Annotated in this window: 21 protein-coding genes; 4 read left to right on the top strand and 17 right to left on the bottom strand. The window is 62.2% G+C overall.

From position 1 onward, the window contains the following. Positions 1–379: 379 nt before the first annotated feature. The 12 genes from lpxK to tdh form a co-directional block, all read right to left on the bottom strand. Positions 380–1,615, bottom strand: coding sequence for a tetraacyldisaccharide 4'-kinase (lpxK, locus tag VSP_RS04935; protein ID WP_009959153.1), 1,236 nt, complete (start codon positions 1,613–1,615; stop codon positions 380–382). Positions 1,616–1,617: 2 nt separating this feature from the next. Further along, positions 1,618–1,866 carry a PIN domain-containing protein gene (locus VSP_RS33910; protein WP_075089372.1) on the bottom strand — a complete coding sequence of 83 codons (249 nt, stop codon included), beginning with the start codon at positions 1,864–1,866 and terminating at the stop codon, positions 1,618–1,620. A gap of 4 nt (positions 1,867–1,870) precedes the next feature. Beyond that, on the bottom strand, positions 1,871–2,116 hold the full coding sequence (locus VSP_RS04925; protein ID WP_009959150.1) for a hypothetical protein: 246 nt from the start codon (positions 2,114–2,116) through the stop codon (positions 1,871–1,873). A 49-nt stretch (positions 2,117–2,165) separates the two neighbouring features. Continuing rightward, positions 2,166–3,041, bottom strand: coding sequence for a homoserine kinase (thrB, locus tag VSP_RS33905; RefSeq protein ID WP_009959149.1), 876 nt, complete (start codon positions 3,039–3,041; stop codon positions 2,166–2,168). A gap of 115 nt (positions 3,042–3,156) precedes the next feature. After that, entirely contained in the window at positions 3,157–4,518 is a 1,362-nt protein-coding gene (accC, locus tag VSP_RS04915; protein WP_009959148.1) for an acetyl-CoA carboxylase biotin carboxylase subunit, read from the bottom strand. Between the two features lie 120 nt (positions 4,519–4,638). After that, the gene (accB, locus tag VSP_RS04910; RefSeq protein WP_009959147.1) at positions 4,639–5,184 is read right to left on the bottom strand and encodes an acetyl-CoA carboxylase biotin carboxyl carrier protein; all 546 of its coding nucleotides are present in this window, start codon (positions 5,182–5,184) and stop codon (positions 4,639–4,641) included. Positions 5,185–5,304: 120 nt separating this feature from the next. Further along, on the bottom strand, positions 5,305–8,880 hold the full coding sequence (locus VSP_RS04905; RefSeq protein ID WP_009959146.1) for a proline dehydrogenase family protein: 3,576 nt from the start codon (positions 8,878–8,880) through the stop codon (positions 5,305–5,307). Positions 8,881–9,366: 486 nt separating this feature from the next. Continuing rightward, complete coding sequence (locus tag VSP_RS04900; protein ID WP_009959145.1) at positions 9,367–9,978, bottom strand: trimeric intracellular cation channel family protein; 612 nt, start codon at positions 9,976–9,978, stop codon at positions 9,367–9,369. Positions 9,979–9,986: 8 nt separating this feature from the next. Next, positions 9,987–10,862 (bottom strand): DUF3472 domain-containing protein, encoded by an 876-nt coding sequence (locus VSP_RS33900; RefSeq protein ID WP_009959144.1) that lies wholly within the window; start codon positions 10,860–10,862, stop codon positions 9,987–9,989. A 35-nt stretch (positions 10,863–10,897) separates the two neighbouring features. After that, on the bottom strand, positions 10,898–12,094 hold the full coding sequence (locus tag VSP_RS04890; RefSeq protein WP_009959143.1) for a glycine C-acetyltransferase: 1,197 nt from the start codon (positions 12,092–12,094) through the stop codon (positions 10,898–10,900). Between the two features lie 39 nt (positions 12,095–12,133). Next, positions 12,134–13,606, bottom strand: coding sequence for an arylsulfatase (locus tag VSP_RS04885; RefSeq protein ID WP_044133430.1), 1,473 nt, complete (start codon positions 13,604–13,606; stop codon positions 12,134–12,136). Positions 13,607–13,629: 23 nt separating this feature from the next. Beyond that, complete coding sequence (gene tdh, locus VSP_RS04880) at positions 13,630–14,655, bottom strand: L-threonine 3-dehydrogenase (RefSeq protein ID WP_009959141.1); 1,026 nt, start codon at positions 14,653–14,655, stop codon at positions 13,630–13,632. 140 nt (positions 14,656–14,795) lie between these two features. Here tdh and VSP_RS04875 point away from each other — a divergent pair, with 140 nt between their 5' ends. The 3 genes from VSP_RS04875 (at position 14,796) to VSP_RS04865 (ending at position 19,076) form a co-directional block, all read left to right on the top strand. After that, positions 14,796–15,392 (top strand): helix-turn-helix domain-containing protein, encoded by a 597-nt coding sequence (locus tag VSP_RS04875; RefSeq protein WP_009959140.1) that lies wholly within the window; start codon positions 14,796–14,798, stop codon positions 15,390–15,392. A 39-nt stretch (positions 15,393–15,431) separates the two neighbouring features. Continuing rightward, positions 15,432–16,658, top strand: a complete 1,227-nt coding sequence (locus tag VSP_RS33895) for a purple acid phosphatase family protein (protein ID WP_081452401.1) — start codon at positions 15,432–15,434, stop codon at positions 16,656–16,658. A 126-nt stretch (positions 16,659–16,784) separates the two neighbouring features. Then, the gene (locus VSP_RS04865; RefSeq protein WP_009959138.1) at positions 16,785–19,076 is read left to right on the top strand and encodes a M60 family metallopeptidase; all 2,292 of its coding nucleotides are present in this window, start codon (positions 16,785–16,787) and stop codon (positions 19,074–19,076) included. Between the two features lie 416 nt (positions 19,077–19,492). Here the strand turns inward: VSP_RS04865 and VSP_RS04860 are convergent, their stop codons facing one another. The 3 genes from VSP_RS04860 to VSP_RS04850 all read right to left on the bottom strand — a co-directional run bounded on the left by VSP_RS04860 (position 19,493) and on the right by VSP_RS04850 (position 22,357). Next, complete coding sequence (locus tag VSP_RS04860) at positions 19,493–20,656, bottom strand: aminotransferase class V-fold PLP-dependent enzyme (RefSeq protein ID WP_009959137.1); 1,164 nt, start codon at positions 20,654–20,656, stop codon at positions 19,493–19,495. Between the two features lie 76 nt (positions 20,657–20,732). Then, positions 20,733–21,947 carry a magnesium/cobalt transporter CorA gene (gene corA / locus VSP_RS04855; RefSeq protein ID WP_009959136.1) on the bottom strand — a complete coding sequence of 405 codons (1,215 nt, stop codon included), beginning with the start codon at positions 21,945–21,947 and terminating at the stop codon, positions 20,733–20,735. 38 nt (positions 21,948–21,985) lie between these two features. Further along, positions 21,986–22,357: a type II toxin-antitoxin system RelE family toxin gene (locus tag VSP_RS04850; RefSeq protein WP_009959135.1), complete on the bottom strand. Its 372-nt coding sequence runs from the start codon at positions 22,355–22,357 to the stop codon at positions 21,986–21,988. 123 nt (positions 22,358–22,480) lie between these two features. On the opposite strand from VSP_RS04850, the gene rpiB reads away from it, so the two are divergent. Beyond that, a complete protein-coding gene (rpiB, locus tag VSP_RS43740; protein WP_009959134.1) occupies positions 22,481–24,727 on the top strand; it encodes a ribose 5-phosphate isomerase B in 2,247 nt (748 codons plus the stop codon). Positions 24,728–25,599: 872 nt separating this feature from the next. Here rpiB and VSP_RS33890 read toward each other — a convergent pair. Both VSP_RS33890 and VSP_RS04835 read right to left on the bottom strand, forming a co-directional pair. Next, positions 25,600–25,794: a hypothetical protein gene (locus tag VSP_RS33890; protein WP_009959132.1), complete on the bottom strand. Its 195-nt coding sequence runs from the start codon at positions 25,792–25,794 to the stop codon at positions 25,600–25,602. A gap of 26 nt (positions 25,795–25,820) precedes the next feature. Next, entirely contained in the window at positions 25,821–26,360 is a 540-nt protein-coding gene (locus tag VSP_RS04835) for a hypothetical protein (protein ID WP_009959130.1), read from the bottom strand. Between the last annotated feature and the right edge of the window lie 65 nt (positions 26,361–26,425).

The following is a 26,425-nucleotide window of genomic DNA, read 5'->3' as shown; positions in this document are numbered from 1 at the left end:
GGAAAATGGGGAAGAAGCGGCACCCACGACGCTCTTGGTCCCACAAGCACCAGATGCCGAAGGCATGAAGTCCCAGCAATTTCCTCCCAATTTCTCGCCCTCTCCCTGTGACGATGCACTCGACACTGCGGAACCTGACCGCTTAAAAGCGGAACTCCAACTCCTCTCCGCTCCTATTGCAGGGCAGAATCACCAATCACCTCCTGCTGCCCACAACCAAGGCCTCCGCAAGCCGACACAACCTCCACCCCACCAAGCCCGCCCCCAACACCTTGCCCACTGACGCGCCGCCCACTGCCCACTGCCCACTGCCCACTGCCCACTTCCCACTGCCCACTGCCCACTGCCCACTGCCCACTGCCCACTGACGCACCGGCCCTCACTGCTCCAACGGCAAACCCGCCAGCTCTGACCCGTACACCGGCCGCGGCACCTCCCGGGGCTCGCAGAGGATGCGCACCATGCGGTCGAAGATTTCCCTGCCGTTCACGATCTCAATCTCCACACGCAAGAAGTAGATGGGCACCTCGGGGTTTCTTATTTCCGGGAACCGAACGAAGTCCTTCTCGGTGGTGACGATCATCTCCACATCGCGGCGCTCGCAGCGATCAATGAAGTTGCGGATGTCTTTCAACGTAAACCGGTGATGGTCCGCAAAGCGGAGGGTCACATCCACCTTGGCACCCAGCTTGCGGAGGCCGCTCTCGAAGCTCTCCGGCACCGCAATGCCGCTGACGGCCCCCACGTGGGCGCCGTAGATCTTTTCCAACGAAACCCGCTCGCGGGTGTGGATGTTCTCCAGGTACTTGGGCCGGTGGCGGCACTCGATGATCTCCGCCACCCGGTTGTACTTGCGCAGCTCACGGATGATCTCGGTGTTGTCCGAGCTGTCGCACTTGGTGAGGAAGATGTAGCTGGCGCGCTTCAGATGGCGCGGGGGTTCCCGCAGGGTGCCACGGGGCAGCAGGAAACCGTTGCCCCAGGGGGCGGTTCGGTCAATCAACACCATGTCCAGCCGGTGCTTGAGCCGCACGTACTGCAGCCCGTCATCCAGCAGGAGCACATCCGAGTTGAACTGCCTGATGGCATACAGACCGGCCTTCACGCGGTCCTTGTCCACCACCACCGGCACGCCGGGCAGGTTGCTCGCCAGCATGAAGGGCTCATCCCCGGCCGTGTGACTGTCCAGCAGCACGCGCTCTCCATTGCTGACCACCCGGGGCGGATTTTGCGGCAGCTCCTCGCCCCGGATGCGGGCCAGCCACTTGGTCCAGAAACGCACCCGCCTCTGCCGCTTGCTCTTGTAGCCGCGGCTGAGAATGGCCACGTTGCGCCCTTCCTTCTGCAAGGCCCTCGCCAGCAGCTCAGCCACCGGCGTCTTGCCCGTGCCGCCCACCGTCAGGTTGCCGATGCTGATGACCGGCACGCCCACATGATGGTCACGGATGTAGCGCTCCCGATAGAGCTTGATGCGCAACTGCACCGCGCCGGCATAGATCCATGACAGCCCGTGCAACATGAACCGGGCCAGACTTTCCTTGAACCCCTGCTTGTTGTGCAGGATGACCTCAATGGCCCACTGCTCCAGGTCTTCAAGTTGGTCTTTGAGATCCATGATCAGGTGAGAGTAACAAATGCTTCGGGCGACACCACCCTCACTGGAGAGGCAGCAAAGTCTGCAAGGTTTCGCGTCACAATGACCTGCGCTTCTGCCGCCTCAGCAGTGGCAACTTGCATGGCGTCTTCAAAATCCCCCATGCCCAACGCAAACGCCCGCTCAAGATGCACAGTGCCGCTGGCGTCGTGCAAGCCAGGGCGCTTTAGCGCGACGTCCAGCAGAATGTTGGCATCCAAAAAAACTCGCACGGGCTTACCTCAAGTGTTTTTGAGTGAGATAATCCAAGCGCGAATCGCTATCGCAGTCATCCAGCGTGAACCTTCCCGACCATTGCGCCAGGAATTGCTTCACCGGCTCAACGCTGCTGCTGAAATCACCCGCAGCCCGCTCCGCGATGTGCAGCGTCACAACCCCGTCGTGGACGATGCCTTCGACCTTGTCACCTTCGTGCAAGTCCAGGCCAACCAGGATATCCGCGGGAAAGGTGGCATTGACCATAACGTGAACGCGTCTGCTTAAATCGAGTATCGCGGCGGCTGGGCTCAAGTCAACCTTGGGAGACCACACTCGCCCCCACGTTGTCGGCAGGCACCACCACCGTACGGCCGGTGGCCCCGGTCTGCACCAGGGCATTTTTCATGGCCTGGGCGATGGACTCCGTATCCTCCGCGGTGGCGAGGCAGGCGATGGTGGAGCCGGAACCGCTCAGGTAGCCGCCGATGGCCCCGGCCTTCACCCCGGCACCGATGGCCTCAAAGAGGCCGGGCACCAGGTGCCGACGGTAGGGCTGGTGCAGGAAGTCCTCCAAGGAATCGCCAATGCGCTCATACTCGCCCGTGGCGAAGGCGGCCACGAGGGTGCAGGCGTTGGCGGTATTCCGGGCGGCGTCATGGTGCGGCACGCTTTCTGGCAAGGCGCTGCGGGCGTGCACAGTCTCGACCTCGAAGTCAGGAATGAGCAGCACGGCCTTCAGGCGGGGCTGAACCTCAAACCGGAACCACTGCCGGCTGTTGGCCAGGGCAAAGCCACCAAACACCGCCGGAGCCACGTTGTCGGGATGGCCTTCTGCCTCCGAGCAGAGGGCAAAGAGCTGCTGCTTGTTCAGCGGCCTCCCGCAGAGTTCATTCAACCCCATCAGGACGCCAAGCCGTACCGTGACGCTGCTGCCCAGACCACGGGACTGCGGCACATCGCCACCGATGGACCAGGAGAACGCAAAAGGCGCGGCCGCGACGTCCCGCTGCTGGAAGAACAAGGCGGCAATGGTCTCCACCATCGCGTGATGCGGCTCAATGCGCGGCGCCCCTTCCAACCGGGTCACGGTGACCTGATTGTAAAGCGAGAGCGCCAGGCCCAGACAATCATAGCCCGGACCGATGTTGGCCGATGTGGCAGGCACAGAGATGGTGACAGAAGAAGACACGCCGCATAAAAGACCAATCAGTGGCAAAGGCAAACAACAGCACCCGGGGTGACGACAAAAAAAGGCACCTCGGGAAGACCCAAGGTGCCTCGAAGGCGTATCGCGATGTTCTCGCCTAGCCCTTCAGACCTTCCTGGCGGAGGAAGTTCTCCACCCAGGTGATGTCGTACTTGGCATTCTGGAAATCGCTCGTCATGATGATCTTGCTCTGCAGCGGGATCGTCGTTTTGATGCCGTGAATCATGAACTCGCCCAGGGCACGCCGCATGCGGCGGATGGCGATGTCACGCGTGGCACCGGTGACGATGAGCTTGGCGATCATCGAGTCATAGTACGGAGGCACCGTGTAGCCAGAGTACACGTGGGTATCCACGCGCACACCACGTCCACCAGGGGCATACCAGTGATTGATCTTGCCTGGGCTGGGGGCGAAGTTGCGGTCTGGATCCTCTGCGTTGATGCGGCACTCGATGGAGTGGGCACGGGGCGTGTTCTTCAGCACGTGCTCAGAGATGGGCAGGCCCGCCGCGATGCGGATCTGCTCCTTGATCAGGTCGCAGCCGTACACCTCTTCGGTGATGGGGTGCTCCACCTGAATGCGGGTGTTCATCTCCATGAAGTAGAAATTCTTCCCTTCATTGTCCACGAGGTACTCGATGGTGCCGCAGTTCTCGTAGCCGATCTCTTTGCAGAGCTTGACCGTGGCTTCACCCATGGCCTGGCGGATCTCGTCAGAGATCTTCGGAGAGGGGCACTCCTCGATGATCTTCTGGTTGCGGCGCTGCATGGAGCAGTCGCGCTCACCCAGGTGAACGACGTTGCCGTGGCTGTCCGCCACGACCTGGAACTCGATGTGGTGCGGGCGCTCCACGAGCTTCTCCATGTACACGGAGCCGTCACCGAAGCACTTGAGCGCCTCCATGCTGGCCTGCTGGAAGCTGGAGCGGAGCGTGGCCTCATTGAGCACCGGGCGCATGCCGCGACCACCACCACCGGCGGAGGCCTTGATCATGACGGGATAACCAATGCGGCGGGCAATCTCAAAAGCCTGCTCCTCGGTCTCGATGATGCCATCAGACCCAGGCGTGATCGGCACACCCAGGCGGCGGGCTGTGGCACGGGCGGTGTTTTTATCGCCCATCATGCTGATCACCTCGGGCGAGGGCCCGATGAACTTGATCTTGCAGCGCTGGCAGATTTCCGCGAACTCGGCCTTCTCACTGAGGAAGCCATAGCCGGGGTGGATGGCGTCCACGTTGGCAATCTCCGCCGCGCTGATGATGCGGGGGATCTTGAGGTAACTCTCAGAGCTGGGACCAGGCCCGATACAGATGGCCTCATCCGCGAGATGCACGTGCATGGAGTCCACGTCCGCCTCGGAGTAGACCGCCACCGTTTTTACATCCAGCTCTTTGCAGGCGCGGATGACGCGCAGGGCGATTTCACCACGGTTGGCGACAAGAACTTTTCGAAACATTTCGGTGTGGGAGAGAAAGGAAGGGGCGGGGCGTCAGTCTGGCTGCGTTGATTCTGTCCCTGCCCCCGGACTCACCAGAGCGTGAGCAATACGGAGGTTCTGGCGAAGGTTGAGGCGAGCTTACTTGAGCTCGAAGAGGGGCTGACCGTACTGCACCGGCCTCGTGTCATCCACCAGGACGCGGGCGATGGTGCCACGGGCTTCTGCCTTGATTTCGTTCATGACCTTCATCGCCTCGATGATGCAGACCACCGTGTTCTCATCCACGGTGTCGCCCACGTTGACGAACAGCTTCTCATTCGGGCCAGGAGCGCGATAGAAGGTGCCCACCATCGGGGAGTTGATCGTCGGGCCGGCAGGCTCGGAGGCAGCAGGTGCCGCCGCAGCGGGTGCCGGGGCTGCCGCAGGGGCAGCGGAAACAGGAGCGGCGGCAGGTGCCGTCGCATAGGGGGCCGCCACGGTCGTTACCCCGGCGGAAATGGGCATCTTGGAAAGGAGATCTTTGGCGGCCTCAATGTCAGAGCCGCGACGCAGCTTGATCTTGAACGAGCCATGTTCCAGATGGAAAACGGACAGGTCGTTCTTGCTCATCAAATCCACGATTTGCCGGATTTCTTTGAGATCCAGACCCGGAGCGTCTTTCGTTTGGTTGGAGTTGTCTTCCATGTAGGGCAATGTTCGGAAGCTGTGATAGGAAGCGAGGATATGGGGATTGGCAAGGAAAAAGGGACCCGGGGTCCCTCCCCCCCTGTTCTGCCGCCCCGCCTGAGGCTGAGGAACTCCGGGTCAATCCGGCAGCGCGCGCACCTCTCCCACCCTTCCGCCCAAATTTCCATAACGATGGTAATCGCAGCTCAGGCTCTGCTCGCGGACATACCAGAGCAGTTCCAGGCGCCCCTCCATGAGCACGGGCACATCCGCCACAAAGATCTGCTGCGCCGCAGCCGCCCGACGCACGGCCACCGGCACATCCTGAGGCCTCGCGTACCGGAGGCGCTCCGTCTTTCGCTCCCTGATTACCTGCACCAAATCCGCATCACTCTCCTCCACAAACTTTATGCCGGACTCCCACCCGGCCGTGGCCTCCCGCAGGCGGCTCAAGGGCCGCCACTCCGTCCCAGGAGGCACGCTTAGGGTGAGATCACAACCTGCCACGCGCCCTGCGGCAACGCGGGCAAATAAATCGAAAGGTGTATCCGCGGCCGTCACGCGGATGCGCAGATTTTTCACCGGGAGATAGCGACGCAGATTGTCCTGCCCCAGCAGACGAAAGGTGTCGTGCTCCTGGGAGAACTCAGTCGTCCAGGCCCGCTCGTAGCTGGAGAAGGCCGCCACCAGGCGGCTGTTCTCCATGAGGTTCAGCGTGTCCCAGCCCTGGAGCGCCTCCAGGAAACGCCCGAGCTCCGACCCGGGACGCGGGGCGGCTGGGAGGGCCGGCACCGTCTCACGAAAATCCATGAACTGAGCAACATAGTTGGGGCCGCCCGCCTTGATCCCGGCACCAAAGGCACTCTTGCCCATGCCGCCAAACGGTTGGCGCAGCACCACAGCCCCCACCGTTGTGCGGTTGATGTAGAGATTGCCCGCCTGCACCCCTTGCCGCCATTCGTCTTGCTCCCGGTCATCCAGGCTCTCCAGACCACTGGTCAGGCCGTACCCTGTGGCATTGACCAGCTCGATGGCTTCAGACAGTTTCTCAAACCGCATCACCCCCAGCACCGGCCCGAAGAACTCAGTGAGATGCGTCACGCTCCCAGGCTGCACGCCCCACTTCACGCCGGGAGTCCACAGGTGCGGATTGCCATCGAGGCAGCGCGGCGCGGGAGCCCAGGATTCCCCCGGCTCCAGCGTCGTCAGGGCGGTTTGGAGCTCACCCGTAGGAGGGCGGATCAGCGGCCCCATCTTGGTAGAGAGCTCCCAGGCGGACCCCACCCGCAAGCTCATGACCGCCTCCCCCAGCCCCCGCTTGAATTCCGGGTCGTCATACACCTCCGCCTCCAGCAGCAGCAGGGACGTGGCAGAGCACTTTTGCCCGCTATGGCTGAAGGCGGAATGCAGCACGTTCTTGATGGCCTGATCGCGATCCGCCATGGCGGTGACGATGGTGGCATTTTTACCGCCCGTCTCCGCCACCAGATGCATCCCGGGTTTTGCCTCCAGCATGGCCAGCGCAGTGGCCGTGCCGCCTGTGAGAATGACGGAGTCCACACCGGGATGCTGCACCAGCCGCGCAGCATCCGCCCCGCTACAGGGCAGGAATTGCAACGTCTTCCGCGACACCCCAGCCCTCCAGAAACACTGGCAGAGCTCCCACGCTGGCACCACCGCATCCGAAGCCGGCTTGAGAATCACCGTATTCCCCGCTGCGAGAGCGGCCGCCACACCCCCGCAGGGGATGGCGATCGGGAAGTTCCAGGGGGAGACCACCACCACCACGCCCTTTCCCCTGGCCTCCACGTGAGGTCCGAGCTGCTCAGAGAAATACTGTGCCGACCTCGCATAGTACTCCACGAAGTCCACCGCCTCACTCACCTCGGGATCCGACTCAGCGAAGACCTTCCCCGTATTTGCCAGCGCCGCCGTCATCAGATGCCCCCGCGCCTTGCGGATCTCATGCGCCACGCGTTTCAGGAAGTCCGTGCGCGCCGCCGGGGTCAGGGCGCGCCAGCCGTCCTCATCCTTGACCGCAGCTTCCACCGCATCATCAATCTCATCCGCAGCCGGAAGACTTACCTCCCCCAATGGGTGGCCCGGGCGCGACGGATCCACCAGGGGGCGCGTCTTTCTGCCGCTGCTGATCTCACGTCCAGCCACCGCAAACGGCACCCCATACCAGCCCTCCCGGGCTGCATCCAGCAGTCGAGCCGCCCACCCGCCATTCTGCGGCAGGCTCCAGTCCGTGTCCGGTTCGTTCACAAACTCGCGCATCTCCCGCGGGATAACCGGCAGGGCCCGGTCCTGGATGCGGCGCGGCGCGTCCGAAAGCACCGGCAGGAGGGAGAATGACTCCACGAACCCGCCGGAGAGCAGCTTCCACGCAGGGCTGCCGGGTTCGAGGTGAAACGCATGGCGCAGGAAGTTCTCCCCGCCCGTGTTCTCATCCAGCCGCCGGATCAGGTAGCCGATGGCGCTGACGAACTGCTCCTTCCCGCACGCCGGGGCATAGAGCAGCAGGTTGGAGATCTTCTCCAGGAGCGCGCGGCGCTGGGGGTTGGCCATGCCTTCCAGCATCTCAAACTGCACGCGGTCCAGCGCCCGCCCCTCCCCCACCAGCACCAGGGCGTAGGCGACATCAAAGAGATTGTGTGAAGCGATGCCGAGACGCACCGCCGCGAGGTTCTCCGGCCGGAAACCCTCGTGCAACAGGCGCTTGTAGTTCGCGTCCGTCTCCAGCTTGCTCTTGTAGGGAGCCTGGGGCCAGCCGCGGATGGAGGCCTCCACCCGCTCCATCTCCAGGTTCGCGCCTTTAACAATCCGCAGCGTCACAGGCGCACCGCCCGCCGCCACCCGGCGTCGGGCCCATTCGTTGATCCGCCGTTGCCACTGGGCAGAGTCCGGAATGTAGGCCTGCAGAGCCAGGCCCGCCGCCACCTTCTCCAGACCGGGCCGGTCCAGCGTGCGCATGAAGGCCTCGCAGGTCAGGCTGAGGTCACGGTACTCCTCCATGTCGAGATACAGGAACTTGGGCACGCGAATGCCGTCCGGGCGGAGAAAGACATGCTCCTGCGCCGTCCGGTAGAGCTTCTCCAACCGGTCACAAAGCACGCCCAGCGTGTGCTCCCGCGCCAGTGGCGACATCTGGGAGTAGAGCGTGGAGATCTTGACGGAGAACACCTCCGTCTCCGGTGAGCGCATGGCCTCCACATACTGCTCCATCCGCCGCGCTGCCTCTGCCTCGCTGAGGATGGCTTCCCCCAGGAAGTTCACGTTCATCCGGATCCCCTGCTCGCGACGACGTTGCAGATGATCCCCCAGCAGCTCCAGCTCCGCCGGGAGGATCACATTGGCTGTTTCATGCTGCAGATGCTCCTTCACCATGGGCACCGACACCCCGGGCAGCCAGTTGCCAAAGGCCTTGAACCCCCTCAAAAGCGCGCGGTCCAGAGGATTGAAAAACCGCGGCACCCCCTGCACCTCCAGGATGTGGGTGAACTGCTCCGCCACCCGGTCCGCCGAGCGGGGCCGGAAGGCCTGGTCAGTGAGCTGCACCAGCGTCGCCTTGTCCTTGGGCCGCTGCAGCATCCGGTCCAGCTCCGCCTGCTGCCTTCTTTCTGCGGCGGTCTGCACTTGAGCCGCACGATATTGCAGACCACTGGCAATGGAGAGGGCCTGCTGTACTTTCTCGGGGGGGATGGTGTTCACGAGTGAGGAGGGTGCGCCCGGAGAGTCGGGCAGCTCTATTTTCACACATTCCCCCCACGCACGACAAGGGGACTTCGTGACCCGATTTTGCGGGAAGACAGACGACGGGAAAACAAAAGACGAAAGACCCGACGCCGCGGACCGGATTCCAGCTCTGAGCAGGTATCACTCGTGGTTTTGCCCCGTATTGAACCCGGAGGGTTCGCCATGAGTAGCCACGGGTGAAACGAGCGAAGCGAGTGCAACCCGTGGAAATGATGTCGCAACTGCTACCGCGGAGCGGTAGGCCCATGGTGTGGCGCACCTCTGACGACAATACCGCGATGCATCCAGCAGGAACCTTGGTCACTATGGGCCTACCGCTCCGCGGTAGAATTCCCAACACGACATACCATGGGTAGTCCTCGCTCCACTCGGCCGCCCCATGGCTATGTACGGCGAACCCTCCGGGTTTAATGCAATAACTATCGGAAGAGAACCAAGAACCTACCCCCTCACCCTAAATTCCGGCAGCCGCCATTTCCAACCCATCGCGGCAAGCCGCAGCACCAGGATGACCGCCATGGAGATCTCCCGCCCCCCGGTGAAGGCCGGCGCAAAACGAACCAGCAGCACATACACCACCGCCCCGGCAAAGGCGGCAGTGGCATAGAAATAGATGTCCGGCTTGAACACCATCGGCACCTCGCGACGCAACACATCCCGCAGCATGCCGCCGGCCACCCCGGTGACCACGCCGAGCATGATCGCGATCAGCCCGGATGACTGGTACACGAGCGACTTTTCCACGCCGACGATGGTAAACAAGGCCAGCCCGAAGGCATCCGCGATCAACAAGGCCTTGTGCGGCATCTTCCAGTAGCGGGCCACGACGAACGTGCCCAGTGCCGCCAGCGTGGCGGTGACGATGTGCGACGGGTCCTGCACCCAGAAGACCGGACGCACGCCCAGGCAGAGATCGCGGATGGTTCCGCCACCCACGGAGGTCACCAGCGCCAGCACCAGCACGCCAAACAAGTCCAACCGCTGCCCCGTGGCCGCGAGCACCCCGGAGATGGCGCAAACGGCCACGGCGAAGTGCTCAAACCAGGGTGACATCTCCCGTATTACGGCTTGAACAACTCAGCCGGCAAATCATTCGGCACCGTCAACGGCGGTGGATTCACGTTGAGCACGGTACCCACCGGCACACTCGGAGAGACCTTTCCACCATTAGCGAGATACAAACCACCTTCCGCCTGACCGGCATCGACGATGTCTCTGGCTTCGGTGGGAGCTTTGGACGCCGTGAAGCGGGCTTGCGCCAGCGGCACCATCCCTTTGTCCACCGTCTTCACCCAGCCGTTGCCAAAGACGGCACGACGCTCTTCGCCCACGCTCTTGCCATCCCGGCGGAAGTCTTCCACGAAGGAATACAGGCCCGAGAGGGGCTTGCCACCCGTCTGCACGCGGAAGGTGACCAGGTGCTTCCACTCATTCGACCTGGGTTGCCAGAGCCAGCCGGAGTACGCGGTCTTCCCATCTTCCACCTTGGCCTGCACGATGCAGCGGATCTTCTCGCCCAGCTTCCAGGGGAACTCGGTCATGCTCTTGCCACCCGTGCCTTCACCGCCAAAGCGGGACACCTTCACATCCTTGCCCTCGTGAAGCACCTCCACGCGGTCCTCCAGCTTCACGTGCTCAGGATTGTCCCCCTTGGTGGGATCCCAGACCGAGAAGATGGCGACCTTCCTGCCCCCACCCAGCTCCTGCACGCCGAAGTAGCCCGTGTTCCAGCCGCAGACCATGAAGTAACTCCCCGGGGTGGACTTCTCCACCCTTGCTTCCAGATAGAACCACTCTGAAGCCGGCGCCTGCCAGCCCAGATGAATGGAACAGGCAGCATTGATCCTGGGGGCGGCAGATTTTTCAGACTCCGCTGCAGGTGCAGCACAGAGACCGAGCACGGTGAACGCGGAGACAATGGCAAGAAGACGGGTCATGGAGAGGTCAGGTTAAAGGAATTCACAAGCGGGGATCAGAGCCCCAGTTCTTTTTTTGCCGCCACAAACGCCCGCACGGCAAATTCCAGATCTGCCCGGGAGTGGGCAGCACTGATCTGGGTGCGGATGCGGGCCTTCCCCTGGGGCACCACCGGGAAGCTGAAGCCGATCACATAGACGCCCTTCTGCAGCATCACATCCGCGAACCGGGACGCCAGAGCGGCATCCCCCAGCATGATGGGCACGATGGGGTGGACCCCAGGCAGGATGTTGAAGCCCGCCTCGGTCATCTCCTCACGGAAGAAGCGCGTATTGGCCTCCAGTTGATCCCGGAGCTTGGTGGATTGCTTCAGCAGATGCAGCACCTCCAGCGTGGCTCCGGTGATGGTAGGAGCCAGCGTGTTGGAGAACAAGTACGGCCGCGATCGCTGCCGCAGCAGCTCGATGATCTCCTTGCGACCGCTCGTGTAGCCACCGCTGGCGCCGCCCAGAGCCTTGCCCAGGGTACCGGTGATGATGTCCACGCGGCCCATCACACCACCATGCTCATGCGTGCCGCGGCCATGCGCGCCCATGAAGCCGACCGCATGGGAGTCATCCACCATGACCAGCGCCTGATACTTGTCCGCCAGATCACAGATCTCCTTGAGCGGCGCGATGAAGCCGTCCATGGAAAACACACCGTCGGTGGCGATGAGCTTGTAGCGGGCTCCAGCAGCATCTGCCGCCTGGAGTTGCGCTTCCAGATCGGCCATGTCGCAGTTCTTGTAGCGGAACCGCCTGGCCTTGCACAGACGGACGCCATCAATGATGGAAGCGTGGTTCAACTCATCGCTGATGATGGCATCTTCCGGCCCCAGCAATGTCTCAAACAGCCCGCCGTTGGCATCAAAGCAGGAGGAATAGAGGATCGTGTCGTCTGTGCCGAGGAAATCACTCAGGCTCTCCTCCAGCTGCTTGTGCGGATGCTGGGTGCCGCAGATGAACCGCACGCTGGCGAGGCCGAAGCCCCACTGCTCCAACGACTCGTGGGCAGCACGGCGCACCGCCGGATGCTGGGCCAGACCCAGATAGTTGTTGGCGCACAGGTTGAGCACCGCCTCGCCGCCATTGGCGCGCACCAGCGTGCCCTGCGGCGTGGTCAGCACGCGTTCTTTCTTGTAGGTGCCGGCGGCGCGTATGGCGTCCAGTTGCGTGTTGAGGTGGGATTGAAAGGTATCGTAAGCACTCATGACTGAAAGAGGGAAAAGGGAAGAGGGATAAGACTCAATTCACTGCTTGGAGACGGGCCGGTCGAGTTCCCCCATCGGGAACTCCGCGCTGGGCACGCGACCGGCCGACATAATCGTAGCGATCTTCGCCACAATGTCGGGATGTTGGGCCGCGACGTCGGTGGTCTCTGAGACATCGGTCTCAAGGTTGAAGAGTTGCACGGGAGCGGAAGGGTTCTTGATCACGCCCAGGCGGATGCCCTTCCATGGACCCATGCGCACCGCTTGATGACCGCCCGCGACCGTTTCCCAATAGAGGTGATCATGCTGCTTCTGCGTCGCGACCTCGCCCTTCAGGGTGGGCAGGATCGACACTCCATCCAGACCCGCGGGCACGGGAAAGCCGACGATCTCTGCAAAGGTGGGAAACAGATCCCAGGACGCCCCCACAAACCTGGAGACCTGCCCCGGCTGGATGGATCCGGGCCAGGCCGCGATGAACGGAGTGCGAATGCCACCATCCCAGAGCTGCGTCTTCATGCCGCGCAAAGGCTGGTTGCCGCCGAAAAACTCGCGATCATAGCCGCCATTGAACGTGGCCCCGTTGTCTGAGGTGAAGATGATCAGCGTATTCTGGTCCTGACCCGTGCGCTTGAGCAGATCGCGAAACTTGCCCAGGGTCCGGTCCATGCGGGTCACCATGGCGGCATAGATGGCGCGCGGGTCCTCCGTGGGCAGGTAGCTCTTTCTGCCATCATACGGCGGATCCTGGCCGGCAAAGGCCTGCTTGTACTCCGCCAGCGAGGGTTCATCCGGCGGCACCTGCAGTGACACATGCGGCACCGGGGTGGCGTAGTAGAGGAAGAACGGCCCGCCCCCCGTGGTTTCCATGAACTTCAGGGCCTCCTGCTCCATCAGATCGGCGGCGTACTGCCGCCCCACCTTGCCATCGTTGCCCTCCAGCGGTTCTTTGACGTCATTCCGCCAGAGGTAAGTGGGGTAGTAGTAGTGGGCCTGCCACTGGGAGATGTAGCCGTAGAAGAGGTCAAACCCATGCTTGTTGGGCGAGCCCTCATTGCTGGGGTGCCCCAGCCCCCACTTCCCCACACACGCCGTGCGATAGCCAGACTTCTGCAAGGCACTCGCGTAGGTGGCCTCTGAGGCAGGCAGGGCAATCTGCGGCAGATAGCCATCCGCCGCCTTGATCCGGTTGCGCTCCTTCGCCTGGGCGGCACGCCCTTCGGAGTTTTCCCGCACAAAAGAATGTCCCGTATGTTTGCCGGTGAGCATCACACAGCGGGAGGGCGCGCAGACGGCGTGGCCGGAGTAGAAGTCCGTGAACCGCATGCCGTCCGCCGCCAGTTGATCCAGATTCGGCGTCTTGATCTTTTTCTGCCCGTAGCACCCCAGTTCGCCATAGCCCAGATCATCGGCCAGAAACACAATGACGTTGGGCCGCGCCGACGCTTGAAGTGAGGCCGCCACCGTCACTACGGCGGCCAGCACGGGGATCCATGAAGATTTCCAGGGCATGCAGGTTGTTTGGGTTCTAGAGGTTAATTCCAGTCAAGCACCACCTTGCCGCTCAATCCCGAGATCATGGCTTCGAAGCCCTTCTGAAAATCCGTATAGTGGAACCGGTGCGTGATGACGGGCTTGATGTTCAGACCGCTCTCCAGCATGACGCTCATCTGGTACCAGGTCTCGTACATTTCACGACCGTAGATGCCTTTGATGGTGAGCATGTTGAACACCACCTTGTTCCAGTCGATGGCAATCTCCTCCGACGGGATCCCCAGCATGGCGATCTTGCCGCCATGGCACATGTTGTCGATCATGCTGCGGAAGGCAGCCGGGTTGCCCGACATCTCCAGGCCCACATCAAAGCCCTCCTTCATCCCGAGTTGCTTCTGCACGTCCTTGAGGTTCCCCCGCGTGACATTCAGCGCCACCGTCGCCCCCATCTGCCGGGCGAGGTCAAGACGGTAGTCATTCACATCCGTGATGACCACGTGCCGGGCACCCGCGTGTTTTACAATGGCCACCGCCATGATGCCGATGGGTCCGGCACCCGTGATAAGCACATCTTCTCCCAGCACTTCAAACGAGAGGGCGGTGTGCACCGCATTGCCAAAGGGGTCGAAGATGGAGGCAACCTCCTCGTCCACCCCTTCACGATGGTGCCACACGTTCGTCATCGGCACACTGATGTATTCCGCGAAAGCTCCCGGACGGTTCACGCCGATACCCTTGGTATCCGCACACAGGTGGCGACGCCCGGCCAGACAGTTGCGACAGCGACCACAGACCACATGCCCTTCCGCGCTGACAATCTCCCCCGGGTGGAAGTCACTCACGTTGTCCCCCACCCTCACGACCTCGCCGACGAACTCATGCCCCACCACCATCGGCACCGGGATGGTGCGGCGCGCCCAGTCATCCCACTTGTAGATGTGCAAGTCTGTACCGCAGATCCCCGTCTTGTGCACGCGGATGAGCACGTCATTGATCCCCACGGTGGGCACCGGCACGTCCTCCAACCAGAGTCCGGGTTCCGACTTCGCTTTCACAAGGGCTTTCATCGAGGGCATGGCAGTCAATACTGAATGAGGATGGCAGAGCATCTGGGACTCACTGTCCGGTATAACGGATGCTTCCGCCGGTATTTTGGATTCTATTTTTCCGGTATGCAAGACTAAATTCCGGTTTATTGTAGAAGATTATGCCCAGAAAAGCTGCCGCCCGAGTCAAAGACGTCCCCGCAGAAGCCATCAGCCGCCACCTGGGCGCGCGGGTGAAGCAGCTCCGCTCAGACCGCAACTGGTCCCTGGAGGCCCTGGCAGGAGCCAGTGGCGTGAGCCGCTCCATGTTGAGCGAAATCGAGCGGGAACAGGCCAACCCCACGCTCGCCGTGACGCTGCGCATCGCCCAGGCCTTTGGCATGAGCTTGAGCGAGCTCATCGAGACACCGGGCGTCAGCTCCTCCATCACCGTCATCCGGCATCATGACCGCGCCTTCCACTATCGGTCTGATGACCACTGCCGCATCCGCACCCTCAGCCCGCTAAATCTGGAAAAGGATGTGGAGTTCTACGAAGTCGAGCTGCAGCCCGGCGGAGCCTTGCGCAGCGCCCCGCACTTCGAAGGTACGCGCGAGTTCCTCACGGTGGTGAAAGGGCTGGTGAAGGTGGAGTCCAACGAAGACACAGACACCCTGCACCATGGCGACTCCACCACCTACCGGGCAGACGTGCCTCATGCCATTCTGAACGCGGGCAAGGGTGAGGCCCTCGTGTTTTTGGTAGTGATTTATCGCTAAACTGCGTCACACCCCCAAAAGCATGGCCATCAGCGGGAGATGAAGAGACGCCGCTTTCTCACTTGCAGCACGTTGTTCCCGGTGGGTGGCGCGGTCGCCGCTGCAGAGGCACCCGCCGTCAACACCCCTCCGGCGGCGGCCCCTGCTCCTGAGGCTGCGCCGTTTGGCTTCGCCAGCGCCCCGGTGCTGACCCATCCTGCAGAAGACGCCGTCAGCATCCTCTGGGCGACCAACGGCTTCGGCTCGGGATGGATCGAATATGGCGAGACGGCCGCCCTGGGCCAGAAGGCCGGCGGTGCAGACGGCGGCCTCATGCCGTATGATGAGCGCACCTTCAAGATCCGGCTGCAAGGCCTGAAACCAGGCACCACCTACCACTACCGTGTCGGAGCCAGTCCGGTGAACTTCCGCAATGCTTACAAGATCGAGCGCGGCCCGGCCGTGTACAGCGCGGTCCACACCTTCCGCACCCTGAACGCTTCGGCCGAGGAAACGACCTTCACCGTCTGGAACGACACCCACGAGCAGGCGGAGACGCTGCAGAAGCTGCACGCCCTCCATCAGGAAAAGCCCGGCGATTTCCTGCTCTGGAACGGAGATGTCACCAATGACATCTACAAGGAGGAGAAGATGGTGGAGCAGTACCTGAGCCCGAAGGGCGTGGCCTTTGCCACGGGCGTCCCTTACTTCTTTGTCCGCGGCAATCACGATGTCCGCGGCCCGGCCGCCCGCCATCTGCCCCGCTTCACCCAGGTGGAGGGCACGCAGTGGTACTACTCCTTCCGTCAGGGTCCGGTGGGAGCTCTCGTGCTGGACACTGGCGAGGACAAGCCGGACGATCATCCAGTCTATGCAGGGCTCAATGACTTTGCCGCCTTCCGCACGCTCCAGGCCCGGTGGCTGGCGCAGGAGATCGAGAAGCCGCACTTCAAGTCCGCCCCGTACAAGATCCTCTTCTGCCACATCCCTCTGCGTTGGAAAGATGAGAAAAAAGGCGGCGAATACTGCGCCGATGGCCGGGCGAAGTGGCACGACCTGCTGGTGAAGGCCGGGGTGCAACTCGTCATCTCCGGCCACACCCATGAGCCCCACTGGCTGCCTGCTGATGCCAGCGTGCCCTATGCCCAGCTGGTGGGCGGCGGCCCCAAGCCGGAGCGCGCCACGATCATACGCGGTCACGCCAGCAAACAACAACTCACCGTCACCATGTCCCGCCTTGATGGCAGCGTGCTGCAGGAGGTCATCCTGCCCGCCCGCCCCGCCTGAGGCCAGCCCCAGACCCCTGCGCACGCTGTTTTTCCCGGAACCAGGGAAGATCGGCGCTCCCTGTCCACGCCCCGGTTCCCCCTCTGCTCATCGTCTCCGCTCCCGCCCATCCATCCACCCACCGCCATGAAACCACTGCCCCTCACCCTCGCCCTCCTGCTGGCCCTGTCCCAGGGCGTGGGCACCGCCCAGACCGCCCTCCCCATCAGGCCCGCTGCGCCCGGCACCGCTCCGACACCTGCCGCAACACCCGGTGAATGGCAAAACGCGGAACGCGCCAAGATTCTTTCAGGCGTTTCCTCGATCCCAAGGCTCGGAGCCCCCGGGCCGGTGGCCATCTGGGGAAATCTGGCCTTCCCCGTGATCTCCGCCGCCGAGACCGGCAAACCGGAGCTCGCCCTCGCCGCCGCCGCCGGCTATGGCAAGGGCCGACTCATGCTCTTCGGCCACAACAGCTATCTGAGCGCCGAGGACGCCGGCGATGGCGGGATGGGCACACTGCTGCTCAATGCCGTGCGCTGGGTGGGCAACAAGGAGAAGCCCCGCATCGGGGTTAAGGGAAGCAACCTCATCGCCTTCCTCGACAAGAAAGGGCTCCGCGCCGAAAAGATGGACGGCCCGCTGGAAAAGAAGACGCTCAATGACTATGACGTCGTCATTCTCAATGCCCAGGGCATCACCGATCCCGCCGAAGGCCAGGCAGCGATCGAGTACATCAAGGGAGGCGGCGGCATCATCGCGGCCATGACGGGATGGGCCTTTGAACAAACGAGCGGCGGCAAGGCCCTGAGCATCGCCCACGGCTTCAACAACGCCATCATGCCCACCGGACTCGCCTTCACTGACTCCAGTGGATTTGATGCCGCCACCATCCGCCAGTTCTCCGCCCGCACAGAACTGCCCCGCATGATGAACGCCTTCGACGCCATCACCGCGATCAAAAAACAGCGGGAAGGCGGCCCCTCCCTGAACCCCGACGACATCGGCCAGGGCACGAACGCCATCCAGGTGGCCCTGGCCGCCCAGCCTCCGGGGCGCAACTCCCTCCAGGGTGCCGTCATGGGCGCGCTGGGTGAAGGGGACTCCGGCGTGCCCACCAGGGAGCAGCCCCTGACGATGGCCCAGCACGCCTCGCAACGCATCCGCCTGGGCATGGAGACCCGCGTACTGCGTCTGGCCAGCAGCCCCACCGTGGCCGCCCACCCGGCCTCCGCCGTGTTTCCCGGCCAGCCGGCCAAGGACGCGCCTCGTGTCACCAAGGAAATAACCGTGGATGCCAACATCGACGGGTGGACCAGCACCGGCCTCTACGCAGTGGCGGGTGAACCCATCACTGTGACCGTGCCGGAAGCCATGGTGGGGAATGGTTTCTCCATTCGCGTGGGCTGCCACAGCGACACACTCTACCACCTGGAGAGCTGGCGTCGTGCGCCAGACATCACCCGCACCGTGGGCATCGAGAATGTCGAAACCAAGATGGGCACTGCGTTTGGTGGCCTGGTGTACATCACCGTTCCGGGAAGGGCGCGTCGAAATGCCTCGGAGCCGTTCAAGGTGAAAATCGCCGGCGCGGTCGAGTCGCCTTACTTCAAGCTGGGGCGTGACACTGATGAGCAGTGGAACAACATCAAAAAGGCCCAGGGCCCCTGGGCGGAACTCGCCGGTGAGAAGATGGTGGTGAGCCTGCCCAGCGAAGTCGCCCGCAAGATCACCAATCCCACCGAGCTCATGGAGTTCTGGGACCGGGTGGTCACGGCGCAGGATGACATCTCGAACCAGACCGCCGAACGCACCCGCCCGGAACGCATGGTGGCCGATGTCCAGATCAGCGCCGGCTTCATGCACTCTGGTTACCCCATCATGATTCACACCCCGGAGTCTGCGGAGATGGTGACCTACGGCCGCATCAAGTATCCCGGCTGGGGCTTCTACCACGAGATCGGCCACAACCATCAGCGCGGCAACTTCACCTTCGAAGGCACCGGCGAAGTCACCAACAACGTCTTTGGCCTCTATTGTTACACCGAGGTGCTCAAGAAGGAACTCTTGATCGGCCACGGCGGCGTGAGCCCGGAGTCCATCAAGAAACACATCGACGCTGCGAAGAAAGCCAAGGATCAAGGCGAGAAATGGGCCATCTGGAAAGGCGACCCCTTCCATGCCCTCACCACCTATGTTCAGCTCGTGCAGGGCTTTGGTTGGGAGAACTACAAGAAGTACATCTGGTCCTTTGCCGATCCCTCCTTTGGCCCCACGCCCAAGAACGATGAGGAAAAACGCGATCAGTTCCTGATCCGGTTCTCCAAGATCACAAAAAAGAACCTTGGGCCCTTCTTTGAGTTCTGGGGCATTCCTGTTACTTCGAGTGCGAAAGCAGAAGTGAGCAAGCTGGAGCCCTGGATGCCAAAGGAGCTTTGAGTTCACGAGGCAGTGGGCAAGGGGTCGGGGGTGGGGTGTTGGGCGGTCTTTTGCAGGAAGCACCTCACTTGCCCTGCCATGTTTCGAGTGCTTGGTGCTTGGTTGGTCCGGGCTGGGAACCGCCGCCCCCAGCGGGTGAACGAAGGGAGGCCAGATCGCATGTCATGAGCCGCGGGCGATCCGAAGCCCCGCACTGGATGGCTGCTTCCTGCCCGCATAAATGCCAATGCCAGCAGGGATAAGACTGGGCAGAGCGATCAACATCGTTTCATGATGAAACTGAGGACCAACGGTCCGGCGTCATACCAGCCCGGGCCTCCAACCCTCAGTTCATTGGCAAAAGAGAGACAATCGGCCTCGCCCTTTTTCCCTGATGGCATTCGCTTTTAAGCGTTGTATCACCGGAGACCCTCCCGTCAGTTTGCGCTGGCCATCACTTCCACCACCCGGTCGATCTCCGCTTCCGTGTTGTACACGTGCGGACTGAAGCGCAGATGCGCCACCCCCGCCCGGTTGTGGCGCAGGGAGACGACCACCTGATGGGCGGCCAGGTGCTCGAACACCCGCTCCAGCGGCACGCCGCCACTGCGCGTGGCGGTGGTGATGCCGGAGGCCGCCGCCCCATCCGTGGGTGGCAATACCTCGAACCCGAGGGCCTCCAGCCGGGGCACAAGATGCCGCTTCAGCGTGAGCAGGCGGTTGCTGACGTTTTCCATGCCAAACTCCAGCAGCATCTCCAACCCCGCCCTCATGCCATAGAGTCCCGCGGCATTGAGCACACCCGGCTCATACCGGCGGCCACCTTTTTCAAAGACCACTTCGTCCTGGGCGATGAAGTTGGGCGAGCTCACGTTCCACGCCCCCACCAGGCTGGGGCGCAGCATTTCCTGAACCTCATCTCGCACGTAGAAAATGCCGGCCGCCATCGGTCCCAGCATCCACTTGTGGGCATCCGCGCTGAGAAAGTCCACATGCTCCACGGAGGTGTCAAAGGCGCCGAGCGTCTGGATGGCATCCAGGCAGAAGAGCACACCCCGCTGGCGCAGCATGCGGCCGATGGCATTCACATCGATCCGGCAGCCGGTGAAGAAGTGACACGAGGCCAGGGCCACGAGCTTCGTCCTGGGCGTGAGCGCCTGCTCCACGGACTCCACGGTGATCGCCCCGGGGGCCCCGGTCTTGATGAACTTCAGCACCACGCCATGGCGTTGCAGATCCATCCAGGGGTACACATTGGCAGGGTAGTCATCGTGATAACACACGATCTCATCCCCCGCCTGCCAGGGCAGTCCGTTGGCCACCAGGCTGAGTCCCAGGGAGGTGGGCCCGAGCAGGGAGATCTCGCTGGCCCGGGCCCCGATAAGCTTGCCCGCGATGACTCGCGTCTCATTGAGATGACGCCACACGTCCCCGCTCTCCTGGTGCTGGAGGCAGCACATCTCCAGATACTCCTGCATGGCCCGGGTGACACGCCGCGGCAGGATGCACACGCCCGCGTGCGCCATGAAGATGCTTTTCTCCGCCACGGGGAACTCAGCAGTGCGGGTGGCTTCAGAGGCGAGAAGTTCGTCGAGCGTCATAGAGAGGAACGGGGGAAAACAGGAATACGTCCCCGCCTCAGGCAGCGGAGCACACATTCCACAGGCACCCGTCTCCCTAGAGCCATTTCTTCTTCTTGAACAAGAAGAACATGCCGGAAACAATAGTCACACAGATGGCCCAGAAGCCGATGGGGTAAAACCAGGGATAGGCCCACCCGGTCTCCAACTCCGGCATGTGCTGGAAGTTCATGCCATACACACCCGCCAGGAAGGACAGGGGCATGAAGATGGTGGAGAGCACGGTGAGCACCTTCATGGTCTGGTTCATGCGGTGGCTCATCGCATTCATGTAGGTCTCCATGATGGAGATGCTGACTTCCCGGTAGGTCTCCATGAGCTCAATGACCTGCACGGCATGATCATAGACATCCCTCATGAAGAGGGAGGCGGTCTCGGAGAACAAGTCATGATCCAGCCGCTGCAGACCATGAATCAGCTCCCGCATGGGCCAGAACTCCCGGCGGAGCAGGAGCAGCTCGTGCTTGAGGTGATGGATGCGGTTGATCACTGCCGGCGTGGGCCGGAGGAGCACTTCTTCCTCCAGGTCCTCCAGACGGTCGCTGTAGTCCCCCAACACGGGGAAACACTGGTCCACGATCGCGTCCAACAACGTGTAGAGCAGGAAGCTCACATCATTCTGCCGGATGCGGGATCCAGACTTGCATATGCGCTGGCGTACCGGATCCCAGATGTCTCCGCGCGTGGGCTGGAAGGTCAGCAACGTGTGCTTGCCTACGAAAAACGAGATCTGCTCACAGTGCAGCCCCTTCTTTTCCATGGAGATCATCTTGGCCACCAGGAAGAGCCGGGCCTGATGCCCGTCATCCCCAGGGTAGATCTCCACCTTGGGGCGGGTGCAGGGGTTCAGCGTATCCTCCACCGCCAGCGGGTGCAGATCATACTTCGCCACCAGGGCCTGGATCACCTTCATGTCGGTGAGCCCGTCCACATTGATCCACCTCACAGAGGACCAGGCGGGGCGGTGCTGGGCCAGAAAGTCATCGATGTCCAGGATATCGACGGCACACACCTCAGACGGGGCGTAGTCGATACAGGTCACAATGACGCGGTCCGGACTGCTGGTCATCTTGCCCAGATCCGCCACCTCGATGCCAGGGGCGCTCCCCGGCGCACGGCCGAAGAGGCGCGGCAGGAGGAAGCGGGGTCGATCGCAGGCCCTGTCTTCTCCAGAGGCCCCCACCTCCAGATCTTCATCGAGACTGGAGGGGTTCTTTTTGCGATCGGGATCAGGCGGAGTCGTTGGATTCATAAGGAATCTGGTCTCGCCGTCCCGGCCCGCGGTGCGGCTCAGACCATCTTCAGGGTGCGCTCGCCCTCTTCAATGAGTTTCCAGAAACTTTTTGATTCCCCAAGGACTTCATCCTCCCCGGCGCTGCCGAGGTTGCTGCGGAAAAGGAAGTCCTTGAGCGTGTTGCCATGCAGCACGCGGTGCACATTCACGTGCGAGTCCTCCACCGCGAAGTAGATGCGGTAGTCGCCCGCACGACAGCGGTAGAGCTTGCCCGCACCGCGCAGGATGACGCCAAAGCGCTGCTCGATCCGGTTCTGGTCCACGTCTTCAGGCTGAATGTTCAATGCCTCCAGCAGGGTGAACTGCACCGGGGTCGGCAGCCGGGACAATTCGGAGGCGCTGATCTCATTGAAAACAATCTGAAGCATGCGGGGGACAGTAGCGGGGAGCGTGCCGTTGAAAAGCCAAACTTCGCCGCGGCTTTGACAAACCCGGTGGGAGGGGGCATTTTCACTGCCCCCGCTTCCGACCAACCCTTACCTATCCTGCCCTTGAAACGCGTCCTCTTTGTGTGCACCGGCAACACCTGCCGCAGCCCGATGGCGGAGGCCCTCTTCCGCGATCTCGTCAAGGAACGCCGCGACTACCAGGTCCTCTCCGCCGGAGTAGGTGCCTACCCGGGAGACAGCGCCAGCCGCAACACGGTGGAACTGCTGCGCCGCATGGGCCTGGATCTGCCTGGATTCAAGAGCCAGCAGGTCTCCAAGGAGCTCCTGGATGACGTGACGCACATCTTTGCCCTGTCTGAGGGGCACCTGCGTGCCATCGAGATGATGTTCCCCGAGGCCTCCGACAAGGCCTATCTGGTGAGCGAATTTGCCGCCGATGACGAACTGCGGGGCCGGGATGTGCACGACCCCTTCGGCGCTGGGCTCGACGCCTACGAAGAGACTCGCGACATCCTGCTCAAGGTCCTGCCCAGCGTGGTCGCCTACATCGACCAGACGTTTGACAAGCAGAACGGCTCCACCCAAGAGGCTGGAGAAGCCGCTGCCGTCCCCACCGCAGAAAGCGCCACCCCGGCCGACCCGACGGTGGCCCCCCCCCCCGCGGTGAAGCTCCCCGCCGTCGCCATCGGGACGGATCACGGGGGTCTGGAGATGAAAGACGCCATTGTGGCCCGCCTCCGCTCCAAAGGTTACCCCGTGAGCGATCTCGGCACCCACGGGAAGGGCAGCGTGGACTACCCTGACTTTGCCGAAGCCGTCTGCCACCGCGTCCTCAGCGGCGAGGTGAGCGCGGGCGTACTGGTCTGCACCACCGGCATCGGCATGAGCATCACGGCCAACCGCCACCCCGGCATCCAGGCCGCTCTGGTCCACAATGTGGCCACCGCCAAGGTGACCCGGGAGCACAACAACTCCAACGTGGTCTGCCTGGCTGGTGCCACCACCTCTCTGGATGACGCGGTCGAGATCGTGGAAACCTTCGTCTCCACCCCCTTCGAAGGCGGCCGCCATGCCCGCCGGGTGGACAAGATGAACTCCCTGCGCAAGCGCGCGGCAGATGTGATCAAGCAGGTGGACCCGGCCATCGCCGAGCTCATCGTCGCAGAGGAACACCGCCAGCAGAACAACATCGAGCTCATTGCGAGCGAGAACTTCGCCAGCCGCGCCGTGCAGGCCGCCCAGGGGACCTGCCTCACCAACAAGTACGCCGAAGGCTACCCAGGCAGGCGCTGGTACGGCGGCTGCGAAGAGGTGGACAAGGTGGAGCAGCTCGCGATTGACCGTCTCTGCCAGCTCTTTGGCGCCAAGTACGCCAACGTGCAGCCCCACAGCGGATCCCAGGCAAACGCGGCCGTCTATTTCTCCGTGCTGGATCCCGGTGACCGGATCCTGACCATGGACTTGAGCCACGGCGGGCACCTTACCCACGGCAACAAGGCCAACTTCTCCGGCCGCTTCTACGAAGTGGTGCACTACGGCGTGAGCCCAAAGGACGAGCGGATCGACTACGACGCGCTGGCCAAGAAAGCCGAGGAGTGCAAGCCCAAGATGATCACTGCCGGGGCCAGCGCCTATCCCCGCATCATCGACTTCGCCCGCATGGCGGAGATCGCCAAGAGCGTGGGGGCCTACCTCTTTGTGGACATGGCCCACATCGCCGGCCTCGTGGCAGGCGGCGTGCATCCCAGCCCCATGCCCCATGCAGACTTCGTCACCTCCACCACGCACAAGAGCCTGCGCGGCCCCCGCGGCGGCATTGTGCTGACGAACAACGAGGATCTGGCCAGGAAGATCAACTCCCAGGTCTTCCCCGGTGTGCAAGGCGGACCACTCATGCACGTGATCGCGGCCAAGGCGGTTTGTTTCCATGAAGCCCTCCAGCCCTCCTTCAGGGCGTATCAACAGCAGGTGGTGCGCAACGCCCAGGCCCTGGCCAATGCCATGACCTCCCACGGCTACCGCATCGTCAGCGGCGGCACGGACAACCATGTCATGCTCGTGGACCTCCGCCCCCGCGGCCTCAATGGCAAACTCGCCCAGGAGACGCTCGACCTCGCCGGCATCACCGTAAACAAGAACGGCATTCCGTTCGACACGGAAAAGATCACCCTGGGCGGGGGCATCCGCATGGGCACGCCCGCCGTCACCACCCGCGGCATGAAGGAGCCCGAGATGAAGCAGATCGCCGCCCTCATCCACGAGGCGCTGGAGTATCGCGACAAACCGGTGATTCTGGACAACATCAAGCGCACCGTAGCCGACATCAATCGCAGCTTCCCGCTTCCTTGAGCCAGTAAGGCAGTGCGTCAGTGGCCAGTGCGTCAAGGTGTTGGGAGTGTAGCTGTACGGAGTACATGCGTCAGCCTGCGTTGGATTTTCGTGCTTGGTTGGGGATGATGGAAGTTGTTCGTAGATCCTTCCCGCATGCGGGACGATGAAGCTCTTCCTCCGCTTCATCCCTCGCACACTTGCACCGCAAACGGCAGGCCGAGGAGTCAACTTCTTCCCAACATCGCCAACACCTCGCCGCTCCTTGAGAACTCCGGGCCCACCCTGCGCGCAAGTCCCGCCTCAAGTCCCGGAGGGACATCGGACTGTAGCCCAATGCCATCAGGGAAAAGTGATGGCACCGCTGTTTTGACTGCCAATGGGTTTCAGAATGGGATCGGCGTCAGGGTGGCGCATTGAGGTTCCAGTTGGTGAGATCACAGGTTCAAAAGGACCGAAGGTCCGGCCTCATTGCAGCCTTGGGCATCGCCCAAGGTTTGCAGATCAAAGACTCATTGAGGGCTGAAGGCCCGACCTCATCAAACCTGCCCACGACAAACATCCCTGAATGAACCGGGCCTACAGCCCTGAGCATCTCTGTTCCCCAATGACCTTGGGCGTTGCCCAAGGCTGGAATTATTCCGGGCTTTCAGCCCTCAACTTGCACCCCCTGGGAGGTGCCACGATGAAGCGACTTATTTCCCTGATGACATCGGACTGGAGCCGGTGGTGAACAACCACCGGAACTCACGATCTATCCATCTTGCGTCCCGGAGGGACGCCGGATCGTTGCGCAGCAAGCTCTTCCGCCTCTTCACTCCTCGGCACCCTTTTGCTGCTCGACGCAGGCTTTCTTTTTTGCGCCCCCAAACAGCGGGCGACAAAGAGGGACCTCACTTGATGCCCTGCATCAACGCATCATCCAGCGATTGACCATACATCCGCTCAAAAAAGACCAGCTTGCGCTCAGACTCGGACAGACCAGCCGGCAAGCTTGACCAAACGATCTGTCGGGCGGCGTCAAACATGCGAACTCCCATCATGAAGCGCTCCTCACCTGTCAGACGCATCGTGCGCTCAAAGATCATCCGATTGATTTCCGGCGAGGTATCCCCTATGGAGAAACCTGTGTCAGGATATCGGTCAGATTCAAGCGCGACGCCCATAGCCAAAGATAGTCCAAGTCGCAGTCAGTGGCGAGAAGATTCCTCACATCGGTAAGTTGGCGCTGGGATAGCGATTCTCTGGCCCATTCCAGTTTAGAGAGGATCAGGTCCTCCTTGCTAACGATCCAAAGCTCCTTGCCAGCCATGGAAACACGGTGGCGGCGGCCAAATTCCTCAAGGCGATACTCCTCACGTTTCCGAATGATCAGGTCAACCTTGATCATGGATCGCTGATGGATGGCATTGAACGAAGACTGATGAAGAACCGCCTCCTTTGCTGCATCCGGCGAAAGATAGTACTCAGCACCGAAGACATCTTCCAGTCGGGTCACATCTCTGAGCACGAGGGCCAAAACCACATCTATATCCCGCGTCATCCGCGGTTGCGCATAGTAGTTCAAGGCCAAGGATCCTGTCAGCATGTAGTCAAAGCCAGCCCTCTCGAGGCGCTCCGCCACGTCGACAAGGACATCCAACTCATTTTCCATGCGGCAAGTTGTCCCGCGAATCTCCAAACGCAAATCACGCATCTAGATTCCGCGATTTCTCGTAG

This window comes from Verrucomicrobium spinosum DSM 4136 = JCM 18804 (assembly GCF_000172155.1).
GTDB classification, from domain to species: Bacteria; Verrucomicrobiota; Verrucomicrobiia; order Verrucomicrobiales; family Verrucomicrobiaceae; genus Verrucomicrobium; species Verrucomicrobium spinosum.
This window is presented reverse-complemented; position numbering and strand designations above follow the sequence as displayed.

Coding starts and splice junctions, on each gene's coding strand:
- lpxK (WP_009959153.1), bottom strand. CDS start 1,615: ATGGATCTCAAAGACCAACTTGAAGACCTGGAGCAGTGGGCCATTGAG.
- VSP_RS04925 (WP_009959150.1), bottom strand. CDS start 2,116: ATGGTCAATGCCACCTTTCCCGCGGATATCCTGGTTGGCCTGGACTTG.
- accC (WP_009959148.1), bottom strand. CDS start 4,518: ATGTTTCGAAAAGTTCTTGTCGCCAACCGTGGTGAAATCGCCCTGCGC.
- accB (WP_009959147.1), bottom strand. CDS start 5,184: ATGGAAGACAACTCCAACCAAACGAAAGACGCTCCGGGTCTGGATCTC.
- VSP_RS04900 (WP_009959145.1), bottom strand. CDS start 9,978: ATGTCACCCTGGTTTGAGCACTTCGCCGTGGCCGTTTGCGCCATCTCC.
- VSP_RS33900 (WP_009959144.1), bottom strand. CDS start 10,862: ATGACCCGTCTTCTTGCCATTGTCTCCGCGTTCACCGTGCTCGGTCTC.
- VSP_RS04890 (WP_009959143.1), bottom strand. CDS start 12,094: ATGAGTGCTTACGATACCTTTCAATCCCACCTCAACACGCAACTGGAC.
- VSP_RS04885 (WP_044133430.1), bottom strand. CDS start 13,606: ATGCCCTGGAAATCTTCATGGATCCCCGTGCTGGCCGCCGTAGTGACG.
- tdh (WP_009959141.1), bottom strand. CDS start 14,655: ATGAAAGCCCTTGTGAAAGCGAAGTCGGAACCCGGACTCTGGTTGGAG.
- VSP_RS04875 (WP_009959140.1), top strand. CDS start 14,796: ATGCCCAGAAAAGCTGCCGCCCGAGTCAAAGACGTCCCCGCAGAAGCC.
- VSP_RS33895 (WP_081452401.1), top strand. CDS start 15,432: ATGAAGAGACGCCGCTTTCTCACTTGCAGCACGTTGTTCCCGGTGGGT.
- VSP_RS04865 (WP_009959138.1), top strand. CDS start 16,785: ATGAAACCACTGCCCCTCACCCTCGCCCTCCTGCTGGCCCTGTCCCAG.
- VSP_RS04860 (WP_009959137.1), bottom strand. CDS start 20,656: ATGACGCTCGACGAACTTCTCGCCTCTGAAGCCACCCGCACTGCTGAG.
- corA (WP_009959136.1), bottom strand. CDS start 21,947: ATGAATCCAACGACTCCGCCTGATCCCGATCGCAAAAAGAACCCCTCC.
- VSP_RS04850 (WP_009959135.1), bottom strand. CDS start 22,357: ATGCTTCAGATTGTTTTCAATGAGATCAGCGCCTCCGAATTGTCCCGG.
- VSP_RS33890 (WP_009959132.1), bottom strand. CDS start 25,794: ATGATCTTTGAGCGCACGATGCGTCTGACAGGTGAGGAGCGCTTCATG.
- VSP_RS04835 (WP_009959130.1), bottom strand. CDS start 26,360: ATGGAAAATGAGTTGGATGTCCTTGTCGACGTGGCGGAGCGCCTCGAG.